The sequence below is a fragment of the Meiothermus granaticius NBRC 107808 genome, assembly GCF_003574355.1.
Classification (GTDB): Bacteria; Deinococcota; Deinococci; order Deinococcales; family Thermaceae; genus Meiothermus; species Meiothermus granaticius.
The window spans coordinates 39775-58395 of the sequence record NZ_QWLB01000012.1; the positions used below are offsets into that span (position 1 = coordinate 39775).

Consider the following 18621-nt stretch of genomic DNA (forward strand, 5'->3'; position numbering starts at 1 on the left):
AACACTTTATTTGGCCAGCCAGGTGTCGCGCAGCGAGGCCAGCGAGCGGGTGGGGTTCGGACGGAAGCCCTGCACATTATCCCGAGCGGCAGAGAACAGGGTTCCGTAGACCAGATGGGCGATGGGGCCTTGGCAGGCCAGGATGGCCTGGAGCCGGGTGTAGATTTTGCGCCGGGCCTCGAGGCTGGTGGCAGTGCGGCCTTGGTTGAGCAGCTGATCTACCTGGGGGTTGGAGTATTTGAAGACGTTGGTGCTGCCCCCGGTGGAGAAGGTGCGGAAGAAGTAACCGTCCGGGTCAATGCTGCCGCCGTTAAGCGAGGCGAAGGCGTCGAAGTTGGAGTTGCGCCAATCCTGCACGAACTTGCCCAACTCCATCACCTCGAGCTTGGCACGGAACCCGGCCTGAGCGAGTTGGGCCTGTACCACTTGGGCCACGTCCACCACGGTTTTTACCGAACCCAGGGTCAGGATGGTGAAGTCCACCCCATTGGGGTACCCCGCCTGGGCCAGGAGCTCCTTGGCCTTGGCGGGGTTATAGTCATAGCAAGCCCAGGCGCTGGTGGGAGAAGCCCAGCTCTTGAGGGCGGGGGAGAGCGGCCCCGCAGGGGTGCCATTGCCAAAGTACACCGCCTGGACCAGGGCTTTTCGGTCAATTGCGTAGTTGAGGGCCTCGCGCACCTTAGGGTTGTCGAAGGGCTTGCGGCTGACGTTCATCCCAATCAGGCTGTAGGAGAGGTCTTGGGTTTGCAGCAGCTTGACCCCAGGGGTGTCCTTGAGGGTGACCGCCAGCGAAGGGTCAATGTTGGGCAGGAACTGATAGGTGCTGCTGGCCAGGCCCACTTGCCGAGTAGCGGCATCGGGGACGATGTTGAATTTGAGTGCATCGAGATAAGGCCGCCCTGCCCGCCAGTAGCGGGGGTTGCGCTCGAGCAGGATGAAGGTGTCGGGCACCCACTCCTTGAGCATGAAGGGGCCGGTGCCGACCGCTTTGCGCTGAAGATCGCCGCCGCCCTTGACATACTCGCTGGGCACAATGGAAAGCCCTGCAAGCTCGCTGAGAAAGGGGGCAAAGGGCTGGGTCAGCTCGAAGGTCACCTCATTGGGAGCAGTGGCTTTGGCTTCTTTGACCAAATTGAAGCGGCTGGCCAAGGGGGAGCCGGTCTTGGGATCCCTAACCCGGTCAAAGGAGTACACCACATCCGCGCTGGTCAGGGATTGGCCGTTGTGGAAGGTGACCCCGGAGCGCAGCTTGAAGGTGTACCTGAGCCCATCGTCGCTGACCTTCCAGGACTCGGCGAGTGCGGGTTGGATGCCCAGGCGCTCATTGACCTCGACCAACCCCTCGTAGATTTCTCCAGTGATCAGGAAGGTGGCAAAGGCAGTGGCCACCTGGGGATCCAACCCAGCGGGCGAAGAGTCTACGGCCAGTTGCAGGGTTCCACCCCGCACCGGGGTTTGAGCCAGGGCCAGACCGAACATCAGGCTTAGAGCCAATGAGATTCCCCACCATCTGCAGCGCATACCGCCTCCTTGAGCCTTAGCCGGCTTGTCGGGCCATTCTACGGTGGGGCGATTTGGTATTCAAGTGGTATGCAGCTTAAAACCTAAAGGTCAACCCCACGCCAAAGCGGAATCCATCGGTCTGGCTGTCGCTGCTCGAGGGGGTGGAGATGTCTAAGGTCAGATCGGCTCCGATGGGCCGGATGGAGTACCCCAAGCTGAAGGTTGGCCGCAGGTAAGGGATGAGGTCGCTGCTAAAGCGGAAGCTGTAGTCGCCCTGCCGGTACTCGGCATATACCGTCTGGTAGCCCCGCAGATCCACGGAGTAAGCGAAAAACAGCTCGGGGGAGAGGTACTTGCCAATCGTGAACTTGGTTTCCTCGACCTTGCCTCCGTTCAAGAGCGGGATATCTACCTTGACCTGATCCAGGCCTAAAACCTTGGAGAGCTCGGTCTCGAGCTGCCCCAACAGGAAGTTTTGCACCACCCCCTGGATGCCCGACTGGGCGATATCGTTGGGCAGCACCGAGAGGTCGGAGCGCCCCAGCAGTAGGAGGGCGTAGATCTCGGCCTGGCTCAAGGGGCCGCTCGAGGTCTGGGCGGTGAAAGTCGGGTCCAGGTTGATCTTGATCTTGCCGTTCTGCCGCACAAACTGCCCCTTGAGGGTGAGGTAGATTTTGACGGTCTCGTTCTTGGCCTGATCCTGCACCTGGGTATCGGCGGTGATCTGTATCTCCGGCAGGATGCCGTTGTCGGGGCTGAAGCGGGCATAGCTGCGCTCGGTGCTGCTGCGATCATGCAGGGTAAATTCGCGGTTCCACAGCCTGAAACTCCCGCGCAAGGGCACCACTTCCCCGGACAGGTAGGGGTTGGAGGCGTCACCGTTGAGGTAGAGGTCCCCGGCCAGCTCGCCCTGGGCCAGCGGTTCTTGGATCAGAATTCCACGCTCCGCCTGGATTTCCACATTGACGAACTGCACAGGGATCGGCGGGCTCTGGCCGGGGTTGCTGGGCGGGCTCGAGGCCGGGATGGAGACCTCCTGCTGGCCTTGGGGGAGCCCCAACCGGGCCCGCATGACCTCCACCGAGCCCAGGATGCGATAAACCCCATCGGTGTAGTTGAGCACCAGGTTGGTGTTGACCAGGCCGTCCAGCAAGAAGTACTGCGGGTAGCTCACCGGGACCGGGCCTTGCAGGGCCAGGGCCAGCCGAGGGAAGAGGGTTCCGTTGAGCCGGGCTTGCTGATTGACCAGCCGCACGTCCAGCACATAACTGGGATAGCTGAAGCTGAGGGCGAACGGTTCGTTGGGCGATAACAAGGGCAGATTGGCGCTGCCTTTAGCACTCACCGTAAACCCCTCAGCGTCGCCTTCACCGGAAAGATCGGCCACCGCAGGATAGGGGGCGGTCAGGGTGAGGCGTCCGGTAGCGGTGGCGGTTTTGCCAACCTGGAGGGTAGCCCGGGGGGTCTCGGCCCGCACCGGCCCCAGCTTGAAGCGGAAGTTCTCCAAGCTCAGGTCAAAAACCTGGCCATCCGAGCGCAGCCGCAGGGTACCGCTCCCTTCGGGGGCATAGGGTTTGAGGTTGGGAATGACCTGAAGGACTGGGGTAAATGTGGTGTTCTCCAGATCGAGCCGGAGATTGCTCCGGTTGCGGCCCCAGTATCCGCTGCCTTTCCAGGTTCCCTTTCCCGCCAGGGCTAGCTCATCAATGTAGAGCCGCTCGCCTTCAAACCGCAGCACGGCCTGACCTGAGAGCGCGTCCCCGCCCCCTTCGAAGCGCAGATTCTGCCCGACAAACACCCCTTTGGAAGCCCAGGCATTGCGCAAATCGAGGTCGAAGCTGGCTTTGCCCGTCCAGTAGGCTTGTCCCGAGAGATCGCCCACCCAGGCTGAGAGCAGCCAGTGCAGAGGGAAGGCGGAGGCGCTGGCCTCGCCGGAGAGGTGTTGGCCGTCGCTTTGCAGGTGGATGCGGCTGCGGCTCGAGCCCAGGTCGGTATCCTGGCGGAACAGGCCCTCGCTTTTCACCTGGTCGAAGGTTAGATCCGCCTGGAAAACCCCCCCTTGATAGTGGCCCTCGAGCCGGGTGGCCAGGCTCAGGCCATCGTTCTTGATGGAGAGGCCGGGGCTGCTGAGGCTGAATGTGGCCTTGTCGGCACTGTACTCTGCTTGCCCGCTGGCCCGTCCTTCGAGATAGGGGATTCGGCTGGCCAGCAGAGGGATCTCGCTGAGGTTGAGGTCGCTGAAGCGGAGGCTGGCTCTAGGCCCGGAGCCCCCCAGCGAAGCGCTGAGGTTGAGGGTGCCGACCCCGCCTTCCACTTTGCCCTGGGCGCTGAGCTCCCCCTTGCCCTGTAGCTGGAGGGCCGCGTTGCTGTCGAGGGCAGGGAGCGGTAGGTTGACGGAGAGTGAGCCCGCCCAGGCTCCGCCTGACCCGTACTCGAGACCCCCGTTCAGCCAGGGCCCCTTGGCCTTCAAGCGGGCCTCGAGGGCCTTACCCTGAAGCTCCAACACCTGCGGGGGTTGCTTGTCGCTTGCACCGGTGTAGGTGGCTTGATAGGTTCCATCCAGCCCCACGCGCCCGTTCAGCGTTCCATCCCCCCAGGGCAGCCATTCGGTAGCCGGGTGGCTGCCGCTGAAACTCACCTGCTGGTCCTCGCCCTTCAGGCTTAGCTCGAGGCCGTACAGTGCGGCGTCCAGGCGGCCACTCAGCTTTCCCCCGCTGTAGACCAGGTTTCCTTGGCCCAACCCTGGAGCCGCCAGGGTGAGGGCATAGGTCTCGAGGTTGAACCCAGCGGTGATCTGCCCCTCCGCCAGCGGATAAGCGGCCTCGAGACTCCTTCCCTGGCCCTGCACCGTCACTCCCCGCACCTCGAGGCTTCCCGAGGCGCTGCGCTCCGCCAGATTGAGGCTGAGATGCTGGGCCGGAGCCCCTCCAGCCCCCTGGAGCACCTGGGATGAAGCGGTACGGGCGTTGAGGGTGGGGGGGGCCGGCTTGGACCCTCCTGAAGGGGTCGGGTTGAAGACCTCGAGGCTCGGATAGGCCAGCCGTACCCCGAAGCCCAGCACCTGCCCTTCCAGGATCGGCAGGCCGTCCCCGCTCAGGCTGGCCTGCCCCTCTCGGAAACTCAGAACCCCGCTCCAGCCCTGGGCATAGCGGAGCGAACCAGTTAAATCCCCCGCGAGGCTTGCCTGGAGGGTGCGGGTTTCCCAGCGGGCTTGGATCTGTCCCCCGCGCCCCAAAGCGCTCCAGTCCAGCGAGGCCTGAAGGGCGCTCCAGGGGCCGGAGAGGTTTCCATTCAGTCGGAGCGAGCTCAGGTTGAAGTTGTCCAGCTTCGCCTCTACCCCCTCAGGGGTGAGACGGGCCTGAAGCCCTGAACCGCTCAGGCTGAGCTGGGTATCCTGGCCCCGCAGGATCAAGGTTTGGCCCAAGGCCTGGTAAGTGCCGGAGGCCCATAACCCAGGATAGGTACCGGAGGCCTCGAGCTGGCCCAGACCCTTGGGAAGCGCTCCCCCATAGGACCAGCTCAGCTGCAGAGGGTTCAGGCGCAGGGTGCCCTTCAAGGGCTCCAGCCCTTCCGCGCCCTGGAGCCTGACCTGAGTGTCCTGTGCGCTTAGGGCTACCCGCCCCCAGCCGGGCAGGGTGACCTGGCCGCTTCCATTCAGGCGGAGCGGTGAAAGATCGAGGCCAAACCGTCCCTCCAGCCCCACCGGACCCCCGAGATCCGCCTCGACCTGCCAAAGGGTGGGCTGTGACCAGCCCTGGGCCAGGCTCGCATTTAGGGTGCCGCTCCAGCTCCCTTGACCTGCCAGGCTGAGGCGTCCGGTCGCTACCTCAGCACTCCCCACCAGCCGGCCTCCTGGCACAGGTAAATCCAGCAGCAGCGAACCCGAGGGGGTTTGGTCGTAGCGCACCACCCCGGTGACATAGGGGCCGGAGAGCCGGGCTTGCAGGATGCGGTCGTAGCTCAGCTCAAACCCCTGGTTTTGGTAGGTTCCGCTCAGACTGGCACGCAACTGCATGGGGAGCAGGATTCCTGAAGCCTCGAGCTGGGGACCGGTCAGTTTGAGGGGCAATTCCAGGGTCTCGAGCGGGCCTTCGCCCGAGGTTTTTAGTTTGAGCGGCAGGCCAAGGAAGGGCTCGAGGTCGGTCTCGGCCTGCGCTTTGAGTACCCCGTTGGTGTACTCTGCCTGGAGCCCCGGCCCCAGGGCACTGGCCTGTACCTGGCCATCGTAAGCAAAACTCAGGGCGATCTGGGCGCCCTTTCCAGCCAAGCTCCCCTGTCCCTGGAGCAACGGTTTGAGCACGCTGCCCTTCAGGGTGGCCTCGAGGCTGAGGCGACTGGAGGCCAGGGATTGGGCATAGGAGAGGGTGCCGCCCAAATCGCCCCGACGGCTCACCTGGGCCGCTACCGAAACCCCGTAGGCTTGGCCGCTGGCCCGAACCCCCCCGGCCTGGCCCCTCAGCTCCAAGGCGATGCTGGGGCTGGAGACGGTCATCAGGCCCCTGAAATCCTCCCCTTGGTTGCTCAACTCCCCGCTCAGCGAGAAGCTGCGTCCGGCGGCCTCGAGGGTGCCTTGCCCCTGAGCCTGTGCCGAGAGGATTTCGGCACCCTGGCCACCGGCCTGAAGCTGCAGCGGCGCTGCCCAGACCGCACTCCACCGGGCTCCGTCCCCGCTGATCCGCAGTGGGCCGCGCTGCTTCAGGTATTGCAGGGTCTCGAGCGGCCCCGTGGCTTGGTAGGCGGTCCCTCTGCTGGAGAGCTCGAGCTGGGTTTTGGCGTAGGGGGTGCTTACCTCCAGGCTGGCCTGCCCCTGCGCCCCTTCGAGGCGGTAGCTGCCGCGGCCCAGGGCCTGTCCCCAAGGGCCGCTGGCCGAGAGCTGAACCCCAGGCCGGGAGCGCGGCCCACTGAACTCAGCCTCGAGCCGGGTCTGGCCCAGCGGATAGGTCAGGCGGCCACTGAGCGGCTCGCTCAGGCGCACGCTGCCCGACAGATCCCCCAGGCCAGTGAGTTGAAGCGACGAGCCAAGCTGGAGCCTGAGGCCAGCGGAGAGGCTGGGGAGGAAGGCCGAGACCACCCGATCCCGGTAGGCCAGCTCGACCTCCTGGCCATAAACCTGCAGGTGCCCGCTGGCCTCGCCGTTTCCCTCCAGGTTGAGGTTTCCCGCAATCCGGCCGGCCACCTCGACGTTGAACGCGCGGGCCAGGCTGCGGGTCTCGAGGTCGAAGCGCGCGTGGGCGTTGGCAATCTGAATCTGGCCCTCGGGCAGATGCACCGCCCCGACCAACTTGTGCAGGTCGGCCCCTTGTGCACGGAGCTCGGCGCTCAGGGGAATTCCGCTGTACTCGGTTTGGAACTGGGCCTCGAGGTTCAGGCTGCGGCCCTCCATCTGGCCCCGCAGGGTTCCCGAGCGGCCCTGGAAGGTGTAGGGCCAGTCCACCTGGCCCCGATACTCAAGGCCCCGGCCCTCGAGCTGCAAGGGCCCCTCGAGCTGCCAGGTCTGCTTCAACACATCTGCCGAAAGCCGCCAGGCCCGGGGCTCGAGGTAAGGGAGCCGGTATTCACCGCTGCCGCTGGCCTCCAGGCGTTCCCAGGGGCCCTGTACCGCCAGACTGCCGCTCAGGTAGGGCAACCGCAGGCTGCCCCGCAGCTCGAGGGCCTCGGTGCTGGCCCGGCCTTGTAACTGGCCGTAGAGGCTTTGCACCTCAACCTTCAGCGGCCCCAGCAGGCCGTTGCCGCTAGCCAGCACCTGCCCATAGGGGCTCTCGAGCCGCAGCTGTCCCCCTTGGTCGCTCCAGCGCCCAGAAACCTGGGCGGGAAACCCCAGGCGCTGGGTGTCAAAACTGCGGGCAACCGCCTGCAAGCGCAACCCCTCCAAAGGGTCTCCGCTCACCTGGCGATATTCCCCGGACAGCGAGAGCCGACCCCCCTGAAACTGCCCGCTGTAGCGCAGCTCAGTACCCTTGCCCTGGGCCCTGAGGCTTCCCTCGAGCTGGGGCAGGTCCAGGCCAAGGGTGTAGCGGGCCTCCAGCAGGTTGGCCTGGCCTGAGAGCTGGCCGCTGTACCCGGCAGCCTGTACCGCACCGCTGAGGCTCAGCCTGCTCCAGGGCCCCGTTCCGGCCAAGGAGCCATAGGGGGTGAAAGCCTGGACGCGTCCGCCCTGCAGATTGCCGCTGGCCTCGAGCTGGGCCGACTGCCCTTGGATGCGCAGGGGCAGGCTGAGCTGAAAGGGAAAGTCACCCTGAAAGCGAACGCTCCCGCCTTGCAGGCGGACCCCCTCCCGGTTCACCTCCAGGGGCAGGGGCGGCACCTCTACCGCTCCTCGGAAGGGCAGGGTGAGCTGGCCGGCCAGTGCAGGGGTAGGCCACAGGGGTCCCGAAAGCTCAGCGTAACCACGGGTAGTGGCGTAAAGGGTGCGGCCTTGCCCCTCGAGGTCGGCCTGTAGCCAAGGGGTGGAAAGCCGCGCACTACCGAGGTAGGCGCCCCCTTTAAGGCTGAGGTCGGCTTGTGCGCTCACCACCCCCAGTTTGAGCGGGCCCCGGATGCGGACCCCCTCGGTTCCGCTGGCCGTGAGGCTCAGGGTGTCGAGGGTAGCCCGGACCTCGCTGCTGTCGGCGGTTCCGCTGAGGGGAAGATCGCCCAGCGGGGTGCGCAACTGGCCCTGATAGCGCGTGCCGAGCCCCTCGAGCACCCCCTGCACGCGGGCATGCGGACTTTGCAGATCCCAGCTTCCACTCAGGCGGGTATCGGCGTAGCGTAGATTTCCCGAGAGCGCCAGCGCCTCGCCGAGCTGTAGGGGTAAGGCCTTCAGGCTCAGGCTAAAGACTCCGTTCTGGTAGGCCCCGTCGGCATAGCGGTTGCTAAGCCGCCAGGTTTTGCCTTCCTGGCGCACCTCGAGGGGAAACTGGGTGTAGGGCGAGGCGTAGTTGAGCTGGGCGGTTAGCCGACCGTCGCGCAGCGCACCGCTTCCGCTCAAGCTCCCCACCAGCAGCTCGAGGCTGCTCAAGCGCAGGCCTAGGTTGCTCCAGGATCCATCTAACCCCAAGGGGCCAAGCTGTCCGGCCACCTGGTTGCCATTGCCGCTCAGGCTTCCGGAAAGGCGGAAGGGCTTGGCCGCCGGTAACCCCACCCCCTCTGAGGTCACCGCAGCCCTCCACCGGCTGCCGGTGCTCTCAAACTTGAGATCGGCGCTGCCCTGGAGGGGTTTGGGCCAGACCAGGGTGCCGCTGCCGGTGGTGTCGGAGCCCGCTCCCCTGAGCTGGAGCTGGCTTCCCAGGGAGTCGGTCAGGCCTACCTTATACCCACTGCCCACCAGGGAGACCTCCGCGCTGAAGCTTCGGTCGAAAAAACGCCCCTCGGCAGCCGCATCCAGGCGAAAGACCTTATTGAACTCGAGGGTTCCCTGGTAGTTCAGGGGTTCCCCCAGCAGTCTGCCCACCCCGCGGTAGCGCCCGGTCAGGATCAGCTCCCGCCAGCCATGACCCTCCAGCACCAGCGGCCCCGAACCCTCAACCGGCAGCTTGAGGTTCCAATTGGCCGCCAAGGCCGGTAGGGTGGGGTTGCCCTCGACCTGAAAGGTGTAGCGTTGCCTGCGCAGGTTTACCGTTCCGCTGGCTTTGAGTGGCCCGCCCAGCCCATATCCGGTGAGGTTGGCGCTGACCACGTTGCCATCAAACCGCACCGGTCCAGCCACCGCACTGGCGGTGATGGGGCCGGGGAAGCGCACCACGCCCCCGCTGATCTGATTGTCCCCGCGAACCCCTTTGGAATTAACCACCCAGTGCCCCGTGAAGGTTCCGCCCTCGATCCCGGAGTACCAGTAGCGTGCGGCCCGCAGCTCCCCCTTGGCCTGAAGGTCCCAAGCCTCGAATTCCCGCCCGGTGCGGCGCACCTCCGCGCTAATTTTCCCCTCGGGCAGTTCGACCCGCACCTGATAGGGGCCGTTCCCGTTGATCTGGGCTTTTAGGGTGGGGATGGGGAAGCGCTTGCCCTCATTGATCGAGACCTGGATGTTCTCCAAACGCAGCTCATCTACCCGCAGCTTGAGCGCCCCCGGTGGCCCCGGCGGTTTGCTGGGGATGAGGGTGTCCCAACCGATCGAGGCCACCCCATCTTGGGCAAAGATGCGCAGCGGCAGCTCCTTGCGGGCCAGGCTCAGCAAGCTGTAGCTCAGGTGTAGCTGGGCCGCCTGTACCTTGATTCCGCCCCCCTCGAGCTGCACATCCTTGGCGTGGATGCCGGTGAGCAGATACCCCCCGACCCCTCCCCACTGGCCCTTGAACCCTCCAGCCTTCAAGCCTTCGCTGAGCACATACTGGATGAGCGGTGGGAATGCGGGCAGCGCTAGCAATACCAGCAACACAACCGTCGGAATCCAGCGCCAAAATCGCATCTCGGCTTTCAGGATAGCGGAAAAAACTGAGGGGAGCTTAGGAGAAAGCAAAACGGGAAGTTCAGGGATATACCCCAAAGATTCCGCGAAATTCCAGAGATGTGCTGGGTTGGCTAGGCTCTCCGCTCAAGCCACAAGGCTTTTCGACTTGTTAGATTGGGGGTATGGAGCGCATGACCGTGCTGATTGGTGGGGTGGTTCAAGGGGTGGGGTATCGTCATTTCACCCGGGCTCGAGCCCTCGAGCTGGGCTTGGTGGGCTACGCCGAAAACCTGAGCGATGGGCGGGTAGAGGTGGTGGCGGAGGGCTCCCGGGCCGATCTGGAGCACCTCTTGCACCACTTGCGGCAGGGGCCTCGGGGCTCGAGGGTGAATCAGCTCGAGGTGCAGTGGAGCGAGGCCACCGGCCTGAGGGGGTTTCAAATCTTCTAAAAAAGCCGCCCAGGGCCAAACCTGGGGCGGCTTCTTTGCCGGGCGGGGTTAGCCGAACCCCGGCTATACCGTATCTCTGTATATACCCGGCGATCTGGGGGTTACTTTCCCTTGGCCTCGAGGGCGATGTCCTGGCCCCCTTGGGCGCTCAGGATTTCCTTGGCCTGGCTGCACTCCGTTTCGCTGCCATGCATGAGTACCAAGTAGCTGCCGGCCTTGATGGCAGTCTCGTACTTGAGGGCTTTATCCCGCTTCAGGCCATAGCCCACCAGCCCGCCGACCAAAGCCCCGCCCGCGGCTCCTAGGGCCGCACCCTCCAAGCCCGCAATCAGGCTGGCCACAAAGGGTCCCGCGACCACCAAGGGCCCTACACCAGGAATCCACAGGAAAGCCGCTCCCACCAACAGGCCAAAAATACCGCCTACCCAGGCCCCAACCCCCGCGCTGCCTCTAGCCACATCCCCGGTGGTAATGAAGCCATGCACCTGCTCGGTGGATTGGAGATTTTGTCCCACGATGGAGGCCTGCTTGATGGGCAAACCGGCCTCTCCCATCTTCCTTACCGCCTGCTCTGCCGCCGAATGGGTTTGGAAAACCGCGCTAACCACGTACTCGTCCATAAGGGCCTCCTTTGGAGCCATAATGCCTGTGCTCCCTTCCGATTATGGGATTCCCGAAAAGGGAAGATCAAGCCGCCTGGGTAGGCCCTTACCCCCCCTTGCATTGGCGCCCTGCAAAGTGGTAGGGTTTGCCGGAAGAATCAAAACAAACAAAAACGCAGGTCGGCAACACCATTCAACTGGGGGTGATCAGCTTGGCAGCCAGGATGGCACAGGGGTTTGGTTGGTTGGAGAAGCTGTTGCCGGTTAATCGCTTGGTCTCGAGGGAGGAGCTGCGCGACGGTGACCGCGCGGCCTTGTGGTGGCTGGTGAGCGGGGTGGTCTGGCTGACCATCGTGGACCTGTTCGGGCTCATCATCGCCACCGAGCTGGTGGCCCCCCAGACCTTCGCGGGCGTCGAGTTTCTGACCTTTCCGCGCATCCGCATCTTGCATGTGAACGGGGTGATTTTTGCCTGGCTTTCGGCCATGTACTGGGGGGCGGTCTTTTTCATGCTGCCCCGCTTGTTGGGCCGGGGCCTCTACAGTCCTGGCCTGGCCCGGTTTAGCGCGGTGCTGTGGAATCTGATGTTCATCGGGGCTTTTGTGACGGTAGCTATCCTGGGCTGGAACCAGGGTCGGGAGTACGGCGAGCTGGTCTGGTGGCTGGATGTCCTGTTGGTGATAGCCTGGCTGCTCAACATCTACAACGTGATCGCCACCGTGCTGACCCGCCGGGTGCGCCCCCTGTACGTGACGGTCTGGTGGATGGTGGCCTCACCGCTCTGGCTGGCCGCCGACTACATCATCGGAAACGTGTTGTGGCGGCCCCAGGGTTATGTGGGAGACCCCATACAAAACCTGCTGACCGGGACCGGCGGTTCCGGGGCAGCCCCGACCTGGATCGCCGACGGCATGCTCAACTGGTGGTACGCTCACAACCTTTTCGGGCTCTGGCTGACCCCCATGCTCCTGGCGGTGCTCTACTACCTGGTGCCGCGCATCACCAATACCCCTCTCTACTCGCAAACCCTCTCGTTCATCTCCTTCTGGGGGATGGCCTTCTTTTATACCGGGGTGGGGCATCACCACATCCTGCAAGCTCCCATCCCCGGCTGGCTCAAAACGTATGCCACCCTATCGTTCGGTAATGCTGCTGGTACCGGTGTTTACCTTCGTGACCGATATCGTGCTGACCATGCGCGGGCACTGGGGCAAGTTCTTCACCAACATGCCCCTGCGCTACGGGCTCACCGCCCTGATCTTTTACCTGCTGGTCAACATCCAGGGTTCCTTTGAGGCCATCCAGCAGTTCAACCGCTTCACCCACTTCACCAACTTCGTGGTGGCCCATGCCCACCTGGCCCTGTTGGGGGCGTTCACCTTTGTGGGCATGGGCTTCATTGAGTATGCTTTCTCGCGCATCTATGGCAAGCCCATCTATAGCCGGGCCCTCTCGGAGTGGACCTACTGGCTGATCCTGGTGGGGTTCAGCGGGTTCTTCTGGTCCCTCACCATTGCAGGTTTCATCCAGGGCCAAGCCTTCTTGCAGGGGGTCCCAGAGATCAACCTGATCGCCTGGCTAAGGCCCTGGTACATCGCCCGGGCCGCCTTCGGGGGGATGATCGTGCTGTCTGGGATCGTGCAGATGTACAACCTCTGGCAGACCGTGCGCCAGGATACCCGGGCCCTGGCCTTACGGGAGTTCGAACAGGTAGCCCGGTCAGGGGCAGGGCCTCAAACCGCCCAGGAGGGTAGCCATGCCTGAGCCCATGGATCCCGGGGTTCCGCGCCACCCCAAAACCTGGCGCCGCCCGCCTAAGAAGCTGATGCAGATGGGGCCCGGCATCGTGAGCCTGGGGGCCCTGGCGGTGTTCTTTCTGGTGGTGGGGTTTGTAGTGGTGCTGCCCCTGACCACCTTTGAGCCCTCGGCCAACGCCAACGCCACCGAGCTTTCCGAGGCAGCCTGGCGGGGTAAGCAGGTCTTTCAGAAGAACGGCTGTTTCCTTTGCCACTCGAACTTCTCCCGGCCCCAGGACTACGAGGTGGGGCAGTACTACGTGTATAACCGCATCTCCGAGGCCGGTGACTGGCCCGGCGTCAAATGGACCCCGAACCTGTTTGGCACGGTGCGTACCGGCCCGGATCTCTCGCAGGAAGGGGGGCTCCACCCCGACGACTGGCACTACGCCCACTTCTGGAACCCCCGCTATGCCAACCCCCCTTCGCTGATGCCGCAGTTCAAGTTCCTGAGCGAGGCCGAGGTGGCCGATCTGACCGCCTTCATGCAGGAACTTGGGGGCAAGGCTGCCGCCGCCCGGCGCCTGCATCAGCAGAACATGAAGGCCCTCAACGTGGCGGTGAACAACCTGCCGGGGGGCAACCGGGGGCCCGCTGGGGTGCCGGGCAACGGCCCGACCCCAGGGGCCATCCACAACCTAATGACCATGGAGCGGGGCTACTGGTTTCACGAGAATCCGCTGCCGGTGAACGAGCAGAACCTGTTGCGGGGCAAGGTGCTCTACCTGCAGATGTGCACCGGCTGCCATGGCCCGCAGGGCGATGGCAAGGGGCCTGCCCGGTCTTTTGCCAACCCCCAGCCGCCGGGGTTCAACGTGGCCAACGACCAAATGCACGGTTCCGACACTAGCCCTGGGGCCTACTACTGGCGCATCCTGCGTGGGGTGCCGGGGGCCCTGATGGAGAACTTCGGCAACCGCCTGACCGTGGAGGATACCTGGCGCCTGACCCTGTTTATCAAGACCATCCCCAACGGCACCCTCAAGGAGGTAGGCTCGGTGCCCAAGCCTGAACAGTACATCACCTGGCAGGGCTATGGGGCCCTTTTCCCCTGGGCCGAGAAATTCTATCCTTTGGGCTCTGCCACCCTCAAGGCCTACGATTCCGAGGCGGTGGGCGGCCCGGTGGCGGCCATGGTCAAGGAGGGCCGCATCAACCCCACCTATGCGGTGGCGCTGTGGATGCTCGAGCACCCCGGGGTGATCCCGGCCTCGAGCCAGGGCTACGAGAACGTGACCCTGGATGTGATCATGCAGCAAGCCACCGAGCGGCAAAAGACCACCCCCGGCTGGGCCGTGCAGGGGGTGGATCAGACGCCCTTCATCCCCAGGAAGTGGCTGGACCCCAGCACCATTAGCCCGGCCACGCTGCCGCAGGTCTGGAAGGAGGCCAAGCCATGAGGCGTTGGCTGGCACTGCTGCTGTTCTTTGGGCTGGCCCTGGCCCACGACCAGCCCGAAGACCCGGTGGGCGACTTCGTGATGACCGACTGGATGATCCTGAGCTCCTTTTTTGGGTTCATGATTCCGGCCCTGATCGTCACCGTCATCGCTTGGCGCAAGGGCTACTTTCACGACCTCGAGGGCGAGTCCAAGCGCTACTTTCTAAAGGAGCCCGACCCCGACTACGAAACCCCGCCCAGCGAGTGGGAAACCCTGCCCGACTGGGCCCAGGAGGTGTCCCGTGGACGTGCCTAGCCAGATGCAACCCTACTACGAATACCTCTTCGGCTTTTACCTGCGCAACCACTGGCCGGTGACCTGGGAGTGGTTCTCGCTGTACAACAACGCCCGCTATGTCCTGATCTTCTTTGGCTGGCTGATCCTGATGGCCTGGGGTCTGTACCGCTACACCCGCTACCAGAGCCGCGCCCGCTGGAAGAACGACCTCTACCCCCCGGAGGAATACAGCGGTTACCTGCAGGAACACGTGGGGCCGGTAGGCGGGGGAATGACCTGGTTTTACTGGTTTATGTTCTTCTGGATGCTGACCCTGACCATCCAGCAGCTCATTCAGGGGCAGGTGTACTGATATGCCGGAGACCACCTTTGTCGCTCAAGTGCTCGAGGCCGAGCTGCCCCTGGCCGCTTGGGATGAGGCCTATTTCGCCCTCACCGCGGTCAAGGGCTTGCTGCAAAGCCTGCCGGGGTTCAGCGGGATGGAGGTGCTGGGCGAGCTGGACGAGGCCCAGGAACAGGTCAAGCTGGTGGTGATCAGCCGCTGGCAGCATCCCGAGCAGCTCGAGGCCTGGCTCAAAACTCAGGAGACCCCCTACGACGTGCTGACCCTGATGGAGCCCCCGCCCCTGCGGTTGGAGGCCCGCTACCTGGCCGAACTGGCCTGAAAGGAGACCCGATGGCCCGTTTTGAACGCAATAAGGACGTGAACCAGGCCTGGGAAGGCTATGAACGCATGGATCCCAAGGACACCCGGCGGGACTGGCTGATCCTGGTGGGCCTGATGGTGATTTATGTGCTGTGGTTCGGCCTGATCTACCTGCTCGAGCCCGGGATCGGCTACCGCTAGGGGTTTTATGTGGGTACGTGACCTGAGCAACTGGGATATCGTGCTGGCCCTGTTTGTGGCGACGGCCCTGGCCGGGCTGGTGGCCTGGCTGGTGCCCGCGGCCAGGCGCCAGCAGGCCGCACCCCGCCGCTTCAGCGGGGCCGAGATCACCGCCTACGACCGGCAACTGCCCTACTACGCCCTCTTTGCCCTGGGGGCTTTGGTGGTGGGCGCGATACAGGGCCTCCTGAAGAACCTGCCCGGCCCCTTCCAGTGGCTGATTCTGGGTGACCACGGCGGGCACATGGCCCGCGACCTCTCCAACACCCACATCTTCGTGGTGGGTGTTGGCACGGTGCTGCTGACCGGCCTGACCTGGTACATCCTGCCCCGCATCGCCCGGCGCCCGCTCTACTCGGCGGCCCTGGCCAACGCCTCCTTCTGGCTTACGGCCATCGGGGTGAGTGGGTTCTACCTCTCCTGGGTGGTGCTGGGGGTGCTCGAGGCCCGCCTGGTGCACGAGGGGATGTCCTATCCCGAGGCTAAAGAGGCCATGGGCCTGTGGCACCGGGTTCCCCTGCGCAGCACCGCCCTCTTCCTGGGCCTGGGGTACTGGACCTATACCCTCAACACCCTGCTCACCCTGTACTACGCCCGCCAGGTGGAGGGGCCCAAGCCCTATGGCTACTTGCTGAAGTTCTTCGCGGTGGGGGTTTTGGGGCTGTTTGTGGGCACCGTGCAGGGGGTTTTGCAGGTACTCCCGGCCAACGAGGACTGGATTCAGGCCGCCGGACAGGCTGGGGCCCTGATTGACCCGGTCAGCCATGCCCACATTAACCTGGTCACCGGCTCGGTCGCCCTGCTGGTGGCGGCCTTCTTGTTCCTGGGGCCCCGGCTGGGGCTCGAGCCGGTGCGCCCAAGGACGGCCAACCGGCTCTTTGTCTCGCTGGTGCTGGGCTCGCTGGCCTTCTACCTGGCCGCCCTCACCCTGGGATTTGTGGAAGGCTACATGGTGGTGGACGGGCGGCTCAGCTACAGCCAGGTGCTGGAGCGCATGGGCCTGTGGCACACCCTGCCGCTGATGCTGGGGGGGCTGTGGATGGGCAGCGGGTTGTGGTTTTTCCTCTTCCTGCTGATTCGGAGCGCCCGCAAGGCCGCACCTGCGGTGCGCGCTACGGTCTACACCAGCGCGGCTGCGCTGCTGGTGGGCACCTTTCTGGGGCCGTTCCAGGCCATTGCCCCGGTCAAGGAGTGGTATGTGCGGGCCGGGGGGCTGGGGGAGTTCTGGCCCAGCTCGCACGCCCTGCTGAACATTCTGGGGGGCCTGACCCCGCTGATTGCGCTGCTGGCCCTGAGCCGCGTCCCCGGCATGAACCTGCCGGCTTTGGGGGGTGCGGCGGTCTGGCTGGGCCGGGGGGCATTTTTCATCTACGCCGGGCTGGCCTACCTGGGGGCCCAGGCCGCCCTGCTGGCCGGGGTCTGGGATGCAGCCAGCCGGCCCCCGGCCCCCTCGGTGCTGCCGCCCACGGTGCTGAGTATGCCGGGCCTGGCCGGGCAGCTCAGTGGGATGAGTGAGGCCGAGCGGCTGCATGCCATGGCCCTGGCCAACCGCAGCACCATCTACTGGGTGAACCCCGAGGTCTTGCAGAGCCTCGCCCCGCCGGCGATTTTGCTCGAGCTGTTGGGGTTTGGCCTGTACCTGTTTGGGGCGGTGGCCCTGGTACGGCTGGTCTGGCCGCTGACGGCCTCCTTCCGGGCCCAGGTGGGCGCGGCCCTGCGGGCCTATCCGGCCCAGGTGATGGGGCCGGTGCCCACCTCGCTGCGGAAGGTGCCCAAAGCGGTCTTTCTGGGGGTCGAGGGCCTGGGGGCCCTGACCGGGTTCCCCGGCCTGGGCTGGCTGCTCTCGGGGGCGCCGGTGGTGGGGCTGAGCCTGGCCATGATTGGGCCCGGCATCGCCTGGGCCCTGCTGCCGGCGCTGTTCAGCCCCTACAGCGCTACCCTGCTCTCGCCCTACGGGGTGAACAGCTACCTGGTCTACTTCCCGCTCAGCGCCCTGCTGAGCACCGCGGCCCTGGCCTACCGGCTGCGGGGACACAATGCCCGGCCTTCCCGCGGCCACCCCAGTCCCCGCCCGGCCTTGCGTTCGGTACGCCGGGCCCGGCGGCTGGGGGTGGGCCTGGGGATCTTCATTGTGGGCGCGATATTGCTCTCCACCCTGCTGGTGCCGCTCCTGGGTACTCCTTCGGCCCAGGCCCAGTACCTGCCGGTGGCGGCCCCCCCGGCAGAAGGGCGGGGAGTGTACCTGCACAGCGGGACGGCCTACCTGAAGCCCTACCCCTGGTATAACCCGCCCCCCGGCTTCCCCCCGGACTCGGCACGGCTGCCGGGGGTGTCGGCCCTGGTGGTGCAGGAAAAGCGCACCGGGGAGCTGGGCAGCTACCGCCTGATCGCCCTGGGTTCCGCCCGCCCGGTGGCGCTGCGGGTGGTGCAGCGGGAGCGCGAAGGCGGCCTCGAGCGCCTCGAGCTTCGCCCGGTTGAGGCCCTGGCGGCGGGGCGCTACCTGCTCCAGGCCGAGCAGACCGCCAGCCCCTACGGCGGGCAGGTCGAGTACTACTTCGAGGTAGACCCTGCCCTGCCCCCCCTGGTGCCCGCGCCCCAGACCCCTGAGCGAAAGGTTCAGCTTCTGCCCCCGGCCCTGTTTAGCCCGCTGGCCGCGCTGGTGGCCCTCTGGCTGGCCAGCCTCCTGTGGCGCAGCTACCGGCGCGCCCGTCAGCCCCAGCTGCTGTGGTGGGCCCTGGGGGTGAGCGCGTTTGCCCTTGCGACCGGCCTCGAGGCCCTCTTTCCCCAGGGCTGGCAGCCCTGGGCCTATCGGCTGTGGTATGGCGCCGGGGCCCTGCTGGCGGCGGCCTTCCTGGGGCATGGCACCGCCGTGCTCCTGCTGCCCCGCTACCGCCGCAGCCTGACCCTTCTATTGCTCGCTTATGCTGGGCTGGCGGTGCTGGTGGCCCTGTGGGCCCCGGTGGATCTGGCCCGGCTGGAGCACCTCCTGAGTGGCCAGGCCTACCCCTCGGTGGGCGAGGCCGGGCTGCTCACCCCCCGCAGCTATACCCCGCTCCTGAACCTCTATGGAACGGTCTGGTTGGTGCTGGGGGCGCTTCTGTCCCTTCGCAGCTCGGTACAGCGGGCCCCCGGCCTTTGGGCCATCGCCCTGGGGGGCTTGATGATGGGCAGCATCGGCAGCCTGAACCGGCTGGGGCATGGCGAGTGGCAAAGCCTGGGGGCCCTGCTCAGCATTGCCCTGATCTATGGGGGGGTCTACTGGCTCAGTCGGCGCCAGCCCTTGCCGCTTGCTCGACCCGCACTGTCGGCCAACTCGACTTCTTGATTTGGGGGGGCGGT

The 18621-nt window shown here is 65.3% G+C and carries 12 protein-coding genes; 9 read left to right on the plus strand and 3 right to left on the minus strand.

Annotation, left to right across the window (positions count from 1 at the left end; all coding sequences use genetic code 11):
* Positions 1-6: 6 nt before the first annotated feature.
* Together Mgrana_RS05945 and Mgrana_RS05950 are read right to left on the minus strand one after the other, a co-directional pair.
* On the minus strand, positions 7-1521 hold the full coding sequence (locus tag Mgrana_RS05945) for an ABC transporter substrate-binding protein (RefSeq protein ID WP_119356690.1): 1515 nt from the start codon (positions 1519-1521) through the stop codon (positions 7-9).
* 76 nt (positions 1522-1597) lie between these two features.
* Entirely contained in the window at positions 1598-9889 is an 8292-nt protein-coding gene (locus Mgrana_RS05950) for a translocation/assembly module TamB domain-containing protein (RefSeq protein ID WP_119356691.1), read from the minus strand.
* Positions 9890-10053: 164 nt separating this feature from the next.
* Between Mgrana_RS05950 and Mgrana_RS05955 the strand changes: the two genes are divergently transcribed.
* Positions 10054-10320: an acylphosphatase gene (locus Mgrana_RS05955; RefSeq protein WP_119356692.1), complete on the plus strand. Its 267-nt coding sequence runs from the start codon at positions 10054-10056 to the stop codon at positions 10318-10320.
* A gap of 101 nt (positions 10321-10421) precedes the next feature.
* Here the strand turns inward: Mgrana_RS05955 and Mgrana_RS05960 are convergent, their stop codons facing one another.
* Entirely contained in the window at positions 10422-10940 is a 519-nt protein-coding gene (locus tag Mgrana_RS05960) for a general stress protein (protein ID WP_206075056.1), read from the minus strand.
* 194 nt (positions 10941-11134) lie between these two features.
* On the opposite strand from Mgrana_RS05960, the gene Mgrana_RS05965 reads away from it, so the two are divergent.
* Genes Mgrana_RS05965 through Mgrana_RS05995 form a run of 8 tightly spaced genes read left to right on the plus strand, consistent with a single transcriptional unit; the run spans position 11135 to position 18607 of the window.
* Positions 11135-12217, plus strand: coding sequence for a cbb3-type cytochrome c oxidase subunit I (locus tag Mgrana_RS05965; RefSeq protein WP_170146409.1), 1083 nt, complete (start codon positions 11135-11137; stop codon positions 12215-12217).
* Entirely contained in the window at positions 12117-12686 is a 570-nt protein-coding gene (locus Mgrana_RS17230; RefSeq protein WP_170146407.1) for a cbb3-type cytochrome c oxidase subunit I, read from the plus strand. Before Mgrana_RS05965 ends, Mgrana_RS17230 begins: the two co-directional genes overlap by 101 nt.
* Positions 12679-14118 (plus strand): cbb3-type cytochrome c oxidase subunit II, encoded by a 1440-nt coding sequence (locus Mgrana_RS05975; protein WP_119356694.1) that lies wholly within the window; start codon positions 12679-12681, stop codon positions 14116-14118. Before Mgrana_RS17230 ends, Mgrana_RS05975 begins: the two co-directional genes overlap by 8 nt.
* A complete protein-coding gene (locus tag Mgrana_RS05980) occupies positions 14115-14414 on the plus strand; it encodes a hypothetical protein (protein ID WP_119356695.1) in 300 nt (99 codons plus the stop codon). The genes Mgrana_RS05975 and Mgrana_RS05980 overlap by 4 nt, the downstream gene beginning before the upstream one ends.
* Positions 14401-14748: a hypothetical protein gene (locus Mgrana_RS05985; RefSeq protein WP_147021137.1), complete on the plus strand. Its 348-nt coding sequence runs from the start codon at positions 14401-14403 to the stop codon at positions 14746-14748. Before Mgrana_RS05980 ends, Mgrana_RS05985 begins: the two co-directional genes overlap by 14 nt.
* A gap of 1 nt (position 14749) precedes the next feature.
* Positions 14750-15061, plus strand: a complete 312-nt coding sequence (locus Mgrana_RS05990) for a hypothetical protein (protein ID WP_119356697.1) — start codon at positions 14750-14752, stop codon at positions 15059-15061.
* An 11-nt stretch (positions 15062-15072) separates the two neighbouring features.
* A complete protein-coding gene (locus tag Mgrana_RS16805; protein ID WP_170146410.1) occupies positions 15073-15243 on the plus strand; it encodes a hypothetical protein in 171 nt (56 codons plus the stop codon).
* Between the two features lie 7 nt (positions 15244-15250).
* Positions 15251-18607, plus strand: coding sequence for a hypothetical protein (locus Mgrana_RS05995; protein WP_119356698.1), 3357 nt, complete (start codon positions 15251-15253; stop codon positions 18605-18607).
* Positions 18608-18621: the final 14 nt, after the last annotated feature.